This window comes from Streptomyces sp. TRM68416, assembly GCF_014596915.1.
In the GTDB taxonomy this organism is placed as follows: Bacteria; Actinomycetota; Actinomycetes; order Streptomycetales; family Streptomycetaceae; genus Streptomyces.
Map to the genome: position 1 here is coordinate 36,292 of NZ_JACVWU010000023.1, position 14,403 is coordinate 50,694.

The 14,403-nt window shown below is 68.9% G+C and carries 14 protein-coding genes; 3 read left to right on the plus strand and 11 right to left on the minus strand.

Translation table 11 applies throughout. From position 1 onward, the window contains the following. Positions 1 to 10: 10 nt before the first annotated feature. Both ICC28_RS30925 and ICC28_RS30930 read right to left on the minus strand, forming a co-directional pair. Entirely contained in the window at positions 11 to 889 is an 879-nt protein-coding gene (locus tag ICC28_RS30925; protein ID WP_188292074.1) for a MarR family transcriptional regulator, read from the minus strand. Positions 890 to 1,073: 184 nt separating this feature from the next. Further along, the gene (locus ICC28_RS30930; protein WP_188292075.1) at positions 1,074 to 2,033 is read right to left on the minus strand and encodes a LysR substrate-binding domain-containing protein; all 960 of its coding nucleotides are present in this window, start codon (positions 2,031 to 2,033) and stop codon (positions 1,074 to 1,076) included. 133 nt (positions 2,034 to 2,166) lie between these two features. Here ICC28_RS30930 and ICC28_RS30935 point away from each other — a divergent pair, with 133 nt between their 5' ends. Then, positions 2,167 to 2,721, plus strand: coding sequence for a peroxiredoxin (locus ICC28_RS30935; protein WP_188292076.1), 555 nt, complete (start codon positions 2,167 to 2,169; stop codon positions 2,719 to 2,721). A gap of 5 nt (positions 2,722 to 2,726) precedes the next feature. Then, positions 2,727 to 3,260 (plus strand): alkyl hydroperoxide reductase, encoded by a 534-nt coding sequence (locus ICC28_RS30940; RefSeq protein WP_188292077.1) that lies wholly within the window; start codon positions 2,727 to 2,729, stop codon positions 3,258 to 3,260. 24 nt (positions 3,261 to 3,284) lie between these two features. On the opposite strand, the gene ICC28_RS30945 is transcribed toward ICC28_RS30940, so the two are convergent. The 5 genes from ICC28_RS30945 to ICC28_RS30965 form a co-directional block, all read right to left on the minus strand. Beyond that, positions 3,285 to 4,619, minus strand: a complete 1,335-nt coding sequence (locus tag ICC28_RS30945; RefSeq protein WP_188292078.1) for an AI-2E family transporter — start codon at positions 4,617 to 4,619, stop codon at positions 3,285 to 3,287. Positions 4,620 to 4,755: 136 nt separating this feature from the next. Further along, positions 4,756 to 5,454 (minus strand): transglycosylase SLT domain-containing protein, encoded by a 699-nt coding sequence (locus tag ICC28_RS30950; RefSeq protein WP_188292079.1) that lies wholly within the window; start codon positions 5,452 to 5,454, stop codon positions 4,756 to 4,758. A gap of 398 nt (positions 5,455 to 5,852) precedes the next feature. Next, positions 5,853 to 7,178, minus strand: a complete 1,326-nt coding sequence (locus ICC28_RS30955; RefSeq protein ID WP_188292080.1) for a PhoH family protein — start codon at positions 7,176 to 7,178, stop codon at positions 5,853 to 5,855. A 327-nt stretch (positions 7,179 to 7,505) separates the two neighbouring features. Then, positions 7,506 to 8,279, minus strand: coding sequence for an isoprenyl transferase (locus ICC28_RS30960; RefSeq protein ID WP_188292081.1), 774 nt, complete (start codon positions 8,277 to 8,279; stop codon positions 7,506 to 7,508). A gap of 1,113 nt (positions 8,280 to 9,392) precedes the next feature. Further along, the gene (locus tag ICC28_RS30965) at positions 9,393 to 10,202 is read right to left on the minus strand and encodes a class I SAM-dependent methyltransferase (RefSeq protein ID WP_223189966.1); all 810 of its coding nucleotides are present in this window, start codon (positions 10,200 to 10,202) and stop codon (positions 9,393 to 9,395) included. 52 nt (positions 10,203 to 10,254) lie between these two features. Between ICC28_RS30965 and ICC28_RS30970 the strand changes: the two genes are divergently transcribed. Next, positions 10,255 to 10,764 carry a DinB family protein gene (locus tag ICC28_RS30970; RefSeq protein ID WP_188292082.1) on the plus strand — a complete coding sequence of 170 codons (510 nt, stop codon included), beginning with the start codon at positions 10,255 to 10,257 and terminating at the stop codon, positions 10,762 to 10,764. Between the two features lie 42 nt (positions 10,765 to 10,806). On the opposite strand, the gene ICC28_RS30975 is transcribed toward ICC28_RS30970, so the two are convergent. The 4 genes from ICC28_RS30975 to ICC28_RS30990 all read right to left on the minus strand — a co-directional run bounded on the left by ICC28_RS30975 (position 10,807) and on the right by ICC28_RS30990 (position 14,401). Further along, complete coding sequence (locus ICC28_RS30975; RefSeq protein WP_188292083.1) at positions 10,807 to 11,679, minus strand: LLM class flavin-dependent oxidoreductase; 873 nt, start codon at positions 11,677 to 11,679, stop codon at positions 10,807 to 10,809. Between the two features lie 184 nt (positions 11,680 to 11,863). Beyond that, on the minus strand, positions 11,864 to 12,853 hold the full coding sequence (locus ICC28_RS30980) for a hypothetical protein (RefSeq protein WP_223189968.1): 990 nt from the start codon (positions 12,851 to 12,853) through the stop codon (positions 11,864 to 11,866). 35 nt (positions 12,854 to 12,888) lie between these two features. Next, on the minus strand, positions 12,889 to 13,548 hold the full coding sequence (locus tag ICC28_RS30985; RefSeq protein ID WP_188292085.1) for a hypothetical protein: 660 nt from the start codon (positions 13,546 to 13,548) through the stop codon (positions 12,889 to 12,891). A gap of 235 nt (positions 13,549 to 13,783) precedes the next feature. Next, positions 13,784 to 14,401 (minus strand): hypothetical protein, encoded by a 618-nt coding sequence (locus ICC28_RS30990; protein WP_188292086.1) that lies wholly within the window; start codon positions 14,399 to 14,401, stop codon positions 13,784 to 13,786. Positions 14,402 to 14,403: the final 2 nt, after the last annotated feature.

Consider the following 14,403-nt stretch of genomic DNA (forward strand, 5'->3'; position numbering starts at 1 on the left):
TTCGTCCAGCTCATCTGGCCGTTCCGTTTCTCAGGCGGAAGAACCATTTCCAGCTCGTTCCGGAATCCTCCGGTTCGAGTACTTCGGCGATGCCGCTGGCGCCGGGCTGACGGCGGGGCAGGACATCGGGGCCGTGGGGGGTGGGGGGAGGTCCGGGGGGCGGGGGCGTCCGGGGGCGGACGCCATGGCCGTCGGGGGGCGTGTGGATGCGGACCGGCTCGGGCGCCACCACCCGCTCCAGCAGGCCCTCGCCGAGCATTCGCGCCACCTCCACGGTCACGGCGTAGACGCTGCGGCCGGTGCGGAAGGCGAGGTCGCGTGCGGTGCTGCGGCCGTCGGCGTGGCCGAGCAGGTCGCGTTGGAGCGGGGTGAACGGGCCGTCGGGGTCGGCCGCGGCCAGGAGGCGTTCGCGCTCGGGGTGCACGGCGTGGTCCAGCGCTTCGAGCGCGGCGAGTTTGCGGGTCGTGTCCTGAAGTACCTGGCCCGCGGGTTCGCCGACCGGGAGGGGTGCCACCGGCTCGGTGTCGGCGAGGCGCCGGCAGTCCTCCACACTGCCCGCACAGATGGCGAACACGGCGTCGTGCAGCGCCATCACACACACCACCCGCAACTGGACGTCACCCGCGTACCCGTGGGTGACCAGCTCGGCCGCGGGCCAGTGGGCGCCGCCGGACTCCCGTACCAGCTCGGCCCACTGCTCGCCGCTGATCCGGCCGGAGCGCAGCAGCAGCGCCTCGGGTCCGGGTGCGCCGGAGGACTCGGCGGCGACGACGAGGCCGTTGCGGAAGTGGACGGTGCCGCCCGGGGTTCCGGTGACCCGCAGCGCTCCCGTGAAGCCGTCGCGCCCACACGCGGCCAGGGCCGGTGCCAGGTGGTGATAGCCCGACATCACTCCCCTTGGCCTGTCGCACATACGCCTGACGCGTAGCGCTGAGGAGGGAATGTTTAGCAGCCCGGGGTCATATTCCGGCCGTGGATTTCCGACCTGCCGCTAGTTGACGGAAGTTGATACCCGCGGATGTTCAAAAGGCTTTGTTCGGCGCTCATTTGACCGAATGGAAAGCGGATCCCCGTCAGTCGTCGTCGTTCACCAGGCGTACCGGAAGCGGCCGCAGCGCCTCGCGCAGGGCCCGCGCCAGCTCCCGGTACTCCGCGCCCCGCGCGGCGCCCGTACGCATGGCGAGGGCGATGCGACGGGTGGGCGCGGGGTCGGCGAAGAAGCCGGTGAGGAGCTGGTTGCTGCGGGTCGTCTCGACCTTGACGGCGGTGCGCGGCAGCAGGGTGACGCCCAGTCCGCCGGCCACCAGCTGGACCAGGGTGGAGAGCCCGGCGGCCGTGGTGGTCACCGGGGCGTCCTCCCTGCCCGCCTCCCGGCAGATGTCGAGAGCCTGGTCGCGCAGGCAGTGCCCCTCGTCCAGGAGCAGCAGGTTCAGCTCCTTCAGCGCCTCGCGCGGGATGCCCTCCCGGCCGCCGAGCCAGTGGTCCAGCGGGGTGACGAGCACGAAGTCCTCGTCGAACAGCGGCAGTTCGACGACACCGGGCACTCCCAGGGGGACGGCGAGCAGCAGCAGGTCCAGGCGGCCGGTGTTCAGGCCCTCGACGAGGCTCGCGGTCTGCTCCTCGTGGACCTGCAGGTCGAGGTCCGGGTAGCGGTCGTGGACCAGCCGCAGCACGGTGGGCAGGAGGTAGGGCGCGACGGTCGGGATGACGCCGAGCCGGAGCGCGCCGGTGAACGGGGCCCGTACCGCCTCCGCCTCCTCCAGCAGCGCGCCGACCTCGTCCAGTACGGCCTTGGCGCGTACGGCGAGCCGTTCGCCGGCCGGCGAGAGCAGCACCTTGCGGGTCGTACGCTCCAACAGGGTGACGCCGAGGGTCTCCTCCAGGGCGGAGACGGCACCGGACAGGGCGGGCTGGCTCATGCCGATGGCGGCGGCCGCGTCCCGGAAGTGCAAGTGCTCCGCCACGGCGGCGAAGGCCCGCAGCTGGGCCAGGCTGGGCAGCCGCTTCTTCGCTCCCGCATTACCCACAGTCACTGATAAACGCCTCCGATCAACATGCCCAAGTGTAGTGATTTCTCTAATCAATGCATCTTGTGCCAGCATCGGGCTCGTCCAACCCATGGGAAGCGTCCGCGATCCGGACGCTTCTTCGCTGCAAGGAGAGCCTGTGCTCACTGTTGGTGACAAGTTCCCCGAGTTCGAACTGACCGCCTGCGTCTCGCTGGAGAAGGGCAAGGAGTTCGAGCAGATCCACCACAAGACCTACGAGGGCAAGTGGCTCGTGGTCTTCGCGTGGCCCAAGGACTTCACCTTCGTCTGCCCGACCGAGATCGCCGCGTTCGGCAAGCTGAACGAGGAGTTCGCCGACCGCGACGCCCAGATCCTCGGCTTCTCCGGTGACTCCGAGTTCGTCCACCACGCCTGGCGCAAGGACCACCCGGACCTGACCGACCTGCCGTTCCCGATGATGGCCGACTCCAAGCACGAGCTGATGCGCGACCTCGGCATCGAGGGCGAGGACGGCTTCGCCCAGCGTGCCGTCTTCATCGTCGACCCCAACCGCGAGATCCAGTTCACGATGGTGACCGCCGGTTCCGTCGGCCGTAACCCCAAGGAGGTCCTGCGGGTCCTCGACGCCCTCCAGACGGACGAGCTGTGCCCGTGCAACTGGAGCAAGGGCGAGGACACCCTGGACCCGGTCAAGCTGCTGGCCGGTGAGTGACTGACATGTCCCTCGACTCCCTGAAGTCCTCGATACCGGACTACGCCAAGGACCTGAAGCTCAACCTCGGTTCGGTCATCGGCAACTCCGACCTCCCGGCGCAGCAGCTGTGGGGCACCGTGCTGGCGACCGCCATCGCCTCGCGCTCCCCGATCGTGCTGCGCGAGCTGGAGCCGGAGGCGAAGGCGAACCTCACGCCGGAGGCCTACACGGCGGCGAAGTCCGCCGCGGCGATCATGGCGATGAACAACGTCTTCTACCGCACGCGCCACCTGCTCTCGGACCACGAGTACGGGACCATGCGCGCGGGTCTGCGGATGAACGTCATCGGCAACCCCGGTGTCGACAAGGTCGACTTCGAGCTGTGGTCCTTCGCCGTCTCCGCCATCAACGGCTGCGGCATGTGCCTGGACTCGCACGAGCAGGTGCTGCGCAAGGCGGGCGTCGAGCGCGAGGTCATCCAGGAGGCCTTCAAGATCGCCTCCGTGGTGCAGGCGGTCGGCGTCACGCTGGAGACCGAAGCGGTCCTCTCCGCGTAAACGCCGGTGCTGCGTGGGCCCCGTTCACCCCTGGTGGGCGGGGCCCTCGGCGTTGACGGCACCGCCGTCCTCGGGGGCCGCGGCGCCCCCTCCGACCCGAACGGCCACGCCCTCGTCAGGGGCCGGACGGGACTGTTGGCTGTACTTCCGCAGATAGCCGACCACCGTGTTCGTCACCGCCACCAGCGGCACCGCCACCACCGCGCCACCGATCCCGGCGATCATGCCGCCCGCCGCGACCGACAGCACGACCGCCAACGGGTGCACCCGGACCGCACGGCCCAGGATGAACGGCTGGAGGACGTGACCCTCGATCTGCTGCACCGCGAGGACGACCGCGAGGGTCATCACCGCCGTGAACACGCCCTGCGTCACCAGGGCGACCACGACCGCCAGCGCACCCGAGGCCACCGCGCCCACGAGCGGGATGAAGGAGAACAGGAAGATGAAGACGGCCAGCGGCACGGCCATCGGCACGTCCAGGAAGTAGATGCCGATGCCGATGAAGACCGCGTCGATCAGCGCCACCAGCACCGTGCCGCGCACATACGCCGTCAGTGTCCGCCAGGCCGCCGGGCCGGCGCCCGCCACACCCGGCCGGGCCGCCGCCGGGACCAGCTTCAGCGTCCACTCCCAGATCCGCCTGCCGTCGTAGAGCAGGAAGAGCGTGGAGAAGGCCGCCAGCAGTATGCCGGTGAGCGCCTCCACGACGACCGTCACGCCCTCCAGGCCCTTGGAGGTGATCTCGTCGGTGTTGGCGCCGATCGTGTCGCGCAGGTTCTCGGCGATCTCGTTGATCTGCTTGTCGGTGACGTGGAAGGGGCTGTCCAGCAGCCAGTTGCGCAGCTCGTCGATGCCGTCCTGGACCTGGTCGGAGAGGTCGCCGATGTTCTCCATGACCTGCCAGGTGACGAACCAGCCCATCAGGCCCATCACGACGAAGCCCAGGATCGCGGTGAGTGCGGTCGCGAGGCCGCGCGGGACGCCGTGCCGGCGCAGGCGCGAGACCGTCGGCTCCAGCAGCGCGGTGATCAGCAGGGCCGCGACGAAGGCCAGCACCAGCAGCTGTACGGCGCTGATGACCCGCATCAGCACCCAGACCGTGCCGGCCAGCACCAGCAGCCGCCAGCCGGCCTCGGCGGCCACCCGGACGCCCCACGGCACGGCGAGCGCGGGGTCGGGACGGGTCTGCGCGGCGGGCACGTGCTCGACGGGCGGCGGGGTGCGGTCGGCGGGAGGTTGCGGTGCGGGCTCCTCGGCGTTCTCCCGCTCCACCTCCGCACGGCGCTCGTCCAACCGCTCTTCCATCTTCGTCAGTCCGGCGCCGAGCCGACCGAGCCACCGTGGCACTCGCGACATGATCCGTCCTCTTCCCCCGTCTTTCCCCACCACTCCCCCCTGGAGTCGTCCGGTCCGACCGTACATGGCGACAGCCCCTCACCGTAGGACGGTGAAGGGCTGTGCGGGGTTGAGCGTCAAGCAGCGGCCGCGAGGCCTAGTACCACTTGTTGGCCTGCCAGAACGACCAGGCGCCGCACGGGCTGCCGTAGCGCTCGTTCATGTAGTTCAGGCCCCACTTGATCTGGGTGCCGGGGTTCGTCTGCCAGTCGGCGCCGACCGACGACATCTTCGAACCGGGCAGGGCCTGGAAGAGGCCGTAGGCGCCGGAGGACGGGTTGACGGCCCGGTAGTTCCAGCTCGATTCGTGGTCCACGATGTTGCTGAAGCAGGTCCACTGGTCGCTCGGCACGACCTGGCGTGCCATCGCCTGGATCTGCGCGACGGTGTAGGAGCTCTGCACCGGGAAGCTGGCCGTGGACGCGGACCGGGAGGCCTTCGCCTCGGCCTCTTCGCGCTCCTTGGCTTCCTGAGCGGCCTTCGCCGCCTTCTCGGCGGCGTCCTTCTTCTCGATCGCGGTCTGGGCGGCCGCCTTGCGGGCCGCTTCCTCCGCGTCCTTCTTGGCGCTGACGTCCGCGGCGATGGCCTGGACGTCGGCCTGCTGCGTCAGGGACGCGGTCTGAACCTGGGCCTGCTGGCCCGCGGGCATGTCCGCGAGGAGCGTCGCGTCGGCTGCCGTCGCTTCGGCGTCGTTGTTCTGTGCGGTGCTGCCCGAGGCAACGCCGACAACGCTTCCGACGGCGGTGACCGCGGTGGCCGAGGCCACTGCGAATCCCCGGACCGAAATCCGGCTCACACGGTTTCCTTCCAGCATCGCCCGCTTCGGTGACCCTGGCGGACGCAATCGTGCCCCTGACACTGGCCTCCCAACTGCGGGGTCACGGGAGGCGCGGGCCCGGTGGGCAACTCCCGCGAGGGGAGCGCCGCGTGGTGCGCGGGCGGCATACGACGTCGCTTTGGAGTTAGCGGTGTTTCTCACGTTGTGCCGTACCGCTGGGGGTACAGCTGTGTCGCATGCGGGGCCTGACAGGAGTGAGACTCTGCCGTAACCGGACGCCGCAAGGCAATTCTGCGTTGCGTGTGAAAGCTCACACCTCGTTTGTCCCAGGGGATTCTCGGAAAGCCGCACACGCCAAGGCGCCGCCCGGCTAGGCTCTACGCCTTTCCGGACGGCGCCAACTGGTGGAGAAGACCTCAGATTTGGCCGTCTTCGAGCATTTCGGTCACAAGGGCCGCGATCTGGGACCTCTCGGACCTCGTCAGCGTGACATGGGCGAAGAGGGGATGCCCCTTCAGCTTCTCCACGACGGCGACGACACCGTCGTAGCGACCGACGCGCAGATTGTCCCGCTGTGCCACGTCATGGGTGAGAACCACCCGCGAATTCGCCCCGATTCGGGACAGAACCGTAAGAAGTACGTTCCTCTCCAATGACTGTGCCTCGTCCACGATCACGAACGCGTCGTGCAGCGAGCGGCCGCGGATGTGGGTGAGCGGCAGGACCTCCAGCATCCCGCGCGAGGTGACCTCCTCGATGACCTCGCGGCTGGTGACCGCGGACAGCGTGTCGAAGACCGCCTGCGCCCAGGGGCTCATCTTCTCGGCCTCGGAACCCGGCAGATAGCCCAGCTCCTGGCCGCCGACCGCGTACAGCGGACGGAAGACCATGACCTTCTGGTGCTGGCGGCGCTCCAGGACCGCTTCAAGACCCGCGCACAGGGCGAGCGCGGACTTGCCGGTGCCGGCCCGACCGCCCATCGACACGATTCCCACATCCGGGTCGAGGAGCAGATCGAGCGCGATCCGCTGCTCGGCGCTGCGGCCCTTGATGCCGAACGCCTCCCGGTCGCCCCGCACCAGACGGACGTTGCCGTCGGCCGTCACCCGGCCCAGCGCCTTGCCGCGCTCGGAGTGGATGGTCAGCCCCGTGTGCACGGGCAGGTCGGCGGCCTCGGGCACATGAATGCGCCCCTCCTCGAAGAGGATGTCCACCTGCTCGCCGGGCAGCGTCAGTTCGGACATCCCGGTCCAGCCGGAGGCGTCCGTGATGGCGAGCTCGGCGCGGTACTCCTCGGCGAGGAGACCGACGGACGAGGCCTTGATCCTGAGCGGCAGGTCCTTCGACACCACGGTGACGTCGAACCCCTCGGCCTGCAGATTGCGGGCGACCGCGAGGATGCGGGAGTCGTTGTCCCCCAGGCGATAGCCGGTGGGCAGCACGCTGGGGTCCGAGTGATTGAGCTCGACACGGACGGTCCCGCCGAGATCCCCGATCGGGATGGGGGCATCGAGGCGGCCGTGCCGGACCCGGAACTCGTCGAGCAGACGCAGCGCCTGCCGGGCGAAGTAGCCGAGTTCGGGATGGTGCCGCTTGGCCTCCAGCTCCGTCACCACGACGATGGGGAGCACGACCTCGTGCTCGTCGAAGCGGCTCAGAGCGTTCGGGTCGGCCAGCAGGACGCTGGTGTCGAGAACGTAGGTGCGCCGGTCTGGCTTGTGGCGCTTTGTGCTGGTCACCACGGAAGGACGTACCCCCTCGGAAGAGGTCGGGGAGCGACGGAGAGGAGCTGGACCGGTCGACGGCCCTCGTGCGCGGGCCGGGGACCGGCCCTCCGTTGCGTCGTCCGTACGGTGACCGCACGATCGGGCTGGTGCAAAGGGCCTCCCGGGCGGACGGCTCCGGCGCCGCCCGCTGAGATCCGACACCCGTGGTTCGAGTGTCGACCTGCTTGGCTTATGCCCTCGAACACGCGCCGCCATGCCACGGCATATGACGGCGCGTTGGTGAACTCTTTGTTACTTCCGTACCGGACGGGGTACGCGGGAACTCCCCTGGCGTGTGCCGCCTCAGCCGCCGTAACGGCGGTGGCGGGCCGCGTAGTCGCGCAGTGCGCGCAGGAAGTCGACCTTGCGGAAGGCCGGCCAGAAGACGTCGCAGAAGTAGTACTCGGAGTGGGCGGTCTGCCAGAGCATGAAGCCGGACAGCCGCTGCTCGCCGCTGGTGCGGATCACCAGGTCGGGGTCGGGCTGGTCACCGGTGTAGAGGTGGCGGCCGATCATGTCGATGTCGACGGCCTCGGCGAGCTCGTCCATCGAGGTGCCCTTGTCCTGCGCGTCCAGCAGCATCGAGCGCACCGCGTCGGCGATCTCCTGCCGGCCGCCGTAGCCGATGGCGACGTTGACCACTATCCCCTCGACGTGTGCGGTGGCCTCCTCGGCCTCCTTGAGGGTGGTCTGCATCGGCGCCGGCAGCAGGTCGAGGGTGCCGACGTGATGCACGCGCCAGCGGCCGTCGCCGGCGAGGGTGCGGACGACGTCCTCGATGATGCCGAGCAGGGGGCCCAGTTCCTCCTGCGGCCGGTCGAAGTTGTCCGTCGACAGCAGCCAGAGGGTGACGACCTCGACGTCCGTCTCCGTGCACCAGCCGAGGAACTCCTCGATCTTCTCGGCCCCGGCCCGGTGGCCGTGCACGGTGCTGGATCCCGCGGCCTTCGCCCAGCGGCGGTTGCCGTCCATGATGACGCCGATGTGCTTGGGCACCTGAGCGTGGTCGAGGTGACCTTCCACCCGGCGTGCGTACAGCCTGACCAACAGGCCGCGCAGCTTGTCGCGCAGGTTCACGTGATTGTCAGCCCCTCCGTGCGGATCGGACGGACACGGCCTCGACTCGGCGGCCGAGGGCGGTCTCAGCCCGGGTGGCGGTCCCCCGCAGGCCCGGTACGACGGGCCCCAGGGGCCGAAGCCTACCCCTGTTGGGGCGGAAGGCCGCCAACGGGTGGGGGCGGGGAGGGGGATGGGGGGAGGAGGGACGGAGGGGAGGAGGGACGGAGGGGAGGGGGGAGGGGCGTACGGGGATGGTGGCGGTGAGTGCGGGGATACGGCGGGGGCGGCGGCGCCGGTTCGCCGGGGACTGGGGGTGCGGGGCCCGGCGGAGAGGTGGGCGAGGACGACGGAGAGGTGGGCGGGCACGGCGGAGAGGTGGGCGAGCCGGACTGAGCGGGAGCACAAAAAACGGGCCGGTCCGTGGGGGGGAGACGGACCGGCCCGAGGGGGGGTTTCCACCATAACCCTTCGTAAGTGATGCTGCGTGCATCGGCGCGAGACAACTACTCTCCGAAGTCGGCCGACGACGCCCGGGTGGCCGCAAAGCGCCCCTTTCGGGGCGGACACATGGCCGGAACACGGCTGATTTCCAGGGGAGATCGGGCCGGATGGGGCGAGAAGCGACGGTTTTGGCGGGCCTTGAACTCCGGTGGGGCGAGTTGTCCCCACATCCCCCAGCCGGGTGACCCCGGCAGCGAACGTCTGCTTGACGCCGACGCGGCTCCCCTGCCGCCCCGGCGTTTCGCAGGTAGGTACGGCGTCGCGCAGCCCCCTCCACTGCGCGGCACCGCCCGCGCAGCTTTGCTGGCGCGAATTACCTTGGTCTGAACTTACGCGATCAGCGCGATTGATGCGAGTCGCCAGTAATAACAATGTGAAAACACAGCTACCCCTTGGATACACAGGGTCAGCATGACCCTGAGCACGATTTGCCCGTATTTGCGCATCGTGTAGGCCGCCCCGCCCTGGACACCAGGCCACGTTCCGTCCGCCCAGCGCTCCGGCATGCGCCTACGACGGCGAAGAACACCTGGCACAGGGCGGGCGCGCGACGGCTCCAGCGACCATTCCCGGCCACTCCGCGATGCCCGACGCCCGCGCGCCTGGATTCAGTGAGGTTTCAGCGAGGCCTCAGCAAGGCTTGCGGGCCTCGAAGAGGTGGCGGGTGCTGTGGGCGACGAAGGGCCCGTCGCTCTCCATCCGCTCGTGCAGGGCACGCAGCTGGGGCTCGTACGCCTCGACGGTGAAGCCGGGCACCATCCAGATCACCTTGCGCAGAAAGTGAACGACGGCGGCGACGTCATGGAATTCAACCCGCAGCTCCTCCGCCCGCAGGTCGACGATCTCCAGACCGGCGGCCTCGGCGTCGGCCCGCTCCCGGTCGGGATGGCGGCCGTCGCGCACGTCCTCCGGCTGCGGGCCGAGGAAGTACTCGACGAGTTCGAAGACACTGTGCGGCCCGACGTGCTGGGCGAAGTAGGTCCCGCCGGGCCGCAGCACACGGGCGATCTCCGCCCAGGGGGCCCGGACCGGGTGCCGACTCGACACGAGGTCGAAGGTGTCGTCCGCGAAGGGCAGCGGGGCGTCCTCGGGCGCGGCGACGACCGCGACACCGCGGGGACGCAGGAGCGCGGTGGCCTTGGCGACGTTGGGCGCCCAACCCTCCGTAGCGACAAGCAGCACGGGCGCCTTCGGCGCACGCCCGAGCGCGAAGTCCAGGACCTCCCCTCCCCCGGTCTGAAGATCGAGGGCGGCACTCGCCCGGGCGAGCCGCTCCGCCAGGGACACGGCATACCCCCAGCTCGGCCGCGCCTCGCTGGCCCGCCCGTCGAACCAGGAGAAGTCCCACCCTTCGGTGGGGACGGAAACCCCTTCGGCAACGAGATCCTCGAACGACCGACGGCCGCTGCGGCTGCTCCCCTGCTCCTGTCCCATGTCCATGGGGTTGATGATCGCAAGGAGTTGTCAGTACCCGCTGCTAGTTTCTCGCGGCATGACGACCTCTGATCCGAAGACCCTGTACACAGCCGACGAGAAGGAAACACTGCGAGCCGGCCTCGACCGACACCGGGACGCGGTCCTGTGGAAACTGGAGGGCCTGGACGACGAACAACTGCGCCGCCCGATGACCCCGTCCGGCACGAACCTGCTGGGCCTGGTCAAGCACCTGGCATCGGTGGAGTACGGCTGGTTCGTGGAGTCCTTCGGCGGCAAGGCCGAGCCACTGTGGTTCGACCCGTACACCGACCAGGACATGCGCGCGGACCAGGGCGAGACGACGGACCAGATCATCGCCTTCTACGGCCGCGCCCGCGCCGCGGCGGACAGGACGATCGCCGACCTGTCCCTGGACGACCTGGGGCGGCCGGACTGGCGGGACGAGGACGTCTCCCTCCGCTGGGTCCTCGTCCACATGATCGAGGAAACAGCCCGCCACGCCGGCCACATGGACATCCTGCGGGAGCTGATCGACGGGGCTACGGGGGATCGGCCGAGGACCTGAGCCCCCACGCGCCCCGCCGCGTCGACGACCTCGCCGTGGCCGTCACGGCACGAGTGGCCGTACCTCCTCGGCGACGAACCGCACGAACCCCTCCGGGTCGGGTTCGTCGCCCGTCGGCTGAAGGACCACCGCGTCGGCGCCTGCCTCCGCGTACCGCTGCACGGCCTTGGCCACGGCACCGGCGTCTCCCGCGACACCGAGCCCCGGAACGGAGGCGAGCCCCTCCTCCCTCAACTCCGCCTGCAGCCGGTCGGTTGCGTCGGGCCCGGTGGCGGCCAGGAGGTACACGACGAGGTGATGAGGCTCGCTGCGCCCGGCCGACTCCCGTCCCTCGTCGATGAGTTGCCGCGCCCGACGTACGGCGTCGGGCGTGTTGGAGGCGGTCAGCAGGGTCCCGTCGGCGGCCTCACCGGCGAGGCGCAGCGAACGGGGCCCGGTGACACCGGCGATGACCGGAGCGGGTCCGGCGGGCGGCCAGTCGAGAGCAACGTCGTCGAGAGTGACGTACCGCCCCCGCGTACTGAGCCGCTCCCCGCCCAACAGCCCCCGCAGAGCGAGCAGATGCTCCCGCAGCAACGTCACCGGCGACTCGACCCGCGCCCCCACCTGCCCCATCCAGTCCTGCACCCCGTGCCCCACGGCAAGGATCGGGCGCCCGGGGAACATCCGGTGCAGCGTCGCGGCCTCCATCGCGGTGACCGCCACATTCCGCAGCGGCACGGGCAACAGCCCGATCCCCACCCGAACCCGCTCCGTCCAGGCAAGCGCAGCGGCTGCCGTGGAGACGCCTCCTTCCCGGAAACAGTCCTCCCAGAGCCAGAGCTGGTCGAGTCCTGCTTCATCGGCGATACGGGCGACGGACCGGAGGCGTTCGGGGGCCAGCTGGGGACGGAAGACTGCGCCGAGTTCTGTCATGAGGCCCTTGTTACCCATGCCGACACGAGCGAGCAACGTAATTACGCGGTGTCCGGCACGGAAACGAAGCACTTGACCCGACGGTGGCGACGTAGATGCCCTGCGGCCCCTGCGGCCCCTGCGGCCCCTGCGCCACATCGGCGAGTACGTCGCGTTCCGAGCGCAGGGCCGCGGTGTGGTCGAGTCAGCGGTTGATTGCCTGGATCTCCTGGACGACGACGTCCTGCTCCGCACCGAAGCTGCCGTCGGGAAGGTCACCGCCGGTACCGCCGCTACCCGTCCACTCGATCTTCCAGGTCACAGTGGCCTGAAGCGGATACGTACCCTCACCGGAGGAGCGCAGGTACTTCACCCCACAGGGCGGGGTCCGGTCCGCCTTGCCCTTGGCATACGGCTCACCGATACGACCGTCGTTGATCTGGCACACGCCGGACGCCGGATAGGTAACGGCATCGGCCGTGCCCGGCTCGATCCTCAGCGACACCGGCTCCGCCGTCGCGGTCGCCTGGATCCCCAGCACCGGCACGGAAGCCGTCACGGACACCGGCTTGAACTCCGCCGCATCCAGCCACGCCCACGTCGGAAGATTCACCTTCGTGGCGTTCGCAGGCGCCAGGGTCACCTCGGTACCGGGAACACGGATCTCGGCATAGGCCAGCTCCGCGAGAATCTCCGGGGTGACGGCGTTCTCAATATCGGCGGGCGGAGCATCACCCGTGTCCACCCAGAAGTACTCCTTGCCGTAACAGGAGTCCCACCCCGGCGGGAACGTCTTGTCATTGACGTACGCACCCCACCAATACCCCTCACCGGACTTGTCCTTGTTGAAGCCCTTCTCCTCGTCATTCGCGTTGTACTTCTCACGCTGCTCGGCATCCCACTGATGCCCCGTCGAACCCGCCTCCCAAATCGGCTCCAGATACTTCTGCAGCTGCTCAGGCGTGTACTTCGGAGCCAGCCAGCAGGGCGGAGGCGTCCACGACGTGGTCGAGGTCAACGCACCCGCCGACCTCCCACTGCCGTTCTTGGAACGGTCGAACACGACACCGCCGGCAGTCACGGAGACGGTGTCACCATCGACGTCGGCGCCAGTGCCCGGCGCAGGCTGGCCATCGGTGTCACCGAAGCCCTTCTCCGCCTGGGCCGGGCCGGCGACGGCCAGGACCAGGGCCATGGCTCCTGAGACAACAAGCAGCCTTCTTCTCCGGATCAGGGCTGGCACTTCGCACTCCCCCTCTGCGAATTCAGGGTCTCGGTGACCCAGACGCCGTTCTTGTTCTTGCGCAGCGTGCTGGCGTAGATGACGTAGCTGTCCTTCGTCACCGGAGTGACGTCGGTCTTGCCGGTCTTCAGGAACTTGTTGAAGGCCTTGCTCTGGTCCTCGCAGTACACGAGCGCGGCGGTGCCGTCGTCCTTGATGGACAAGGTCTCGTTGTAGTACCTGGTCAAGCCGGTCGTACGAGCCTTGTGATCGACGAAGCCCTGGATGTAGTTCTGGCTGCCGGCGGCAGCAGTGCCCTCGGAGTAGAAGCGGTACGCCTCGTGGAGCGGGTCCTGCTCGGCGATGGCCATGTCCACGGCCTTGATGCGCTGTTCGGCGTCGCTGAGCACGGCGTCCTTGTCCGAGTCGCCGGTCTTCTTCCACTCGAACTTGAACGTGACGTCCGCGGGCAGTTCGATCTTCGGACGCTCTTCGGAGGGCTCCGGCGTACTGGCGCTCGGGGACGGCGACTTCTCGCCCCCCGTGTCGGCTCCGGCGATCTTGTCCTTGCTCTCGGGGCTGTCGTCGTCGCTCCCGCACGCGGACAGCGTCAGGGTCGCAGCGGCGGTCAGGGCGAGCGCTGCGAGGAGGGTGGGGCGGCGGTTCACGGTCGGCTCCCGGTGAGACGAGGCTTCTCTTGAGCGAACCAAAGCTATCCAGCGGGTGCAGAGACACCAAGGCCGGGGTTGTCAAGGGGTGTGGCGTTTGAGGGTAAATCGACTGCCTGGAGACAGCGGCGAGCGGTAACGGTTGCATAACGCGAACGAAGAGGGCGTTCCACTTATGAACGAGCAAAGGAGATCCAGGTCTGAATCTTCGCTTTGAGCAACCCCGGGGGCGCTGTCACGACCAGTGCAACGTGCCGGCCACCGTGTCGAACAGGCGCACCATCTGGTCTGCCAGGGGATCTACCGGAGTGGAGAAGTTCAGCATGAGCCACCGATCGGTGGCCGGAATTGGCACGTAGTACGTGAGCGTCGTGGTCGGAAGGGTGTTGCCCATCTGGTTCTCGGGATCCGGGGCGTCACGGCGCCGGACCCGCACGGCCGTACCCGCCACCTCCAACTGGGCCACACCGACCTCGGTGTTCTCTCCGGCCCTCCGCTGGGCAAGGTGCTCCGCCAGTTCGTCCGCATCCGAGCAAGGGGACCACTCGTCGGCGGCCGGGACGCTGATGAGCAGCGAAGAAGCCAAGGGCACGGGACCGGCGGTGAGCAGAGAGAGGTAGAGCTCAGTGCCGCCGATTCCGTATGCGCTCTTGGCCCGCTTCTGGAGATCGCGCATCAACTCCTGCTTGAGGTGCGGCGCATTGTCCACACCCCGGAACTGCAGATCGGCAAGCGCGACGATGCATCGATCCCGCTCCTCCGGATCGAGCGAGATCTGAAACCAGCCGTCGGGGACGATCAGGTGGTAGTCGGATGGAGGGGTGGAGAATTCTTCAGCGCGCTTCACTTCCACAC

What these genes read in the sequence shown, in the direction of transcription:
- ICC28_RS30945 (WP_188292078.1), bottom strand. Translation starts at nt 4,619, where the DNA reads ATGTCGCGAGTGCCACGGTGGCTCGGTCGGCTCGGCGCCGGACTGACG.
- ICC28_RS30970 (WP_188292082.1), top strand. Translation starts at nt 10,255, where the DNA reads ATGACGACCTCTGATCCGAAGACCCTGTACACAGCCGACGAGAAGGAA.
- ICC28_RS30925 (WP_188292074.1), bottom strand. Translation starts at nt 889, where the DNA reads ATGTCGGGCTATCACCACCTGGCACCGGCCCTGGCCGCGTGTGGGCGC.
- ICC28_RS30980 (WP_223189968.1), bottom strand. Translation starts at nt 12,853, where the DNA reads ATGGCCCTGGTCCTGGCCGTCGCCGGCCCGGCCCAGGCGGAGAAGGGC.
- ICC28_RS30940 (WP_188292077.1), top strand. Translation starts at nt 2,727, where the DNA reads ATGTCCCTCGACTCCCTGAAGTCCTCGATACCGGACTACGCCAAGGAC.
- ICC28_RS30965 (WP_223189966.1), bottom strand. Translation starts at nt 10,202, where the DNA reads ATGGACATGGGACAGGAGCAGGGGAGCAGCCGCAGCGGCCGTCGGTCG.
- ICC28_RS30975 (WP_188292083.1), bottom strand. Translation starts at nt 11,679, where the DNA reads ATGACAGAACTCGGCGCAGTCTTCCGTCCCCAGCTGGCCCCCGAACGC.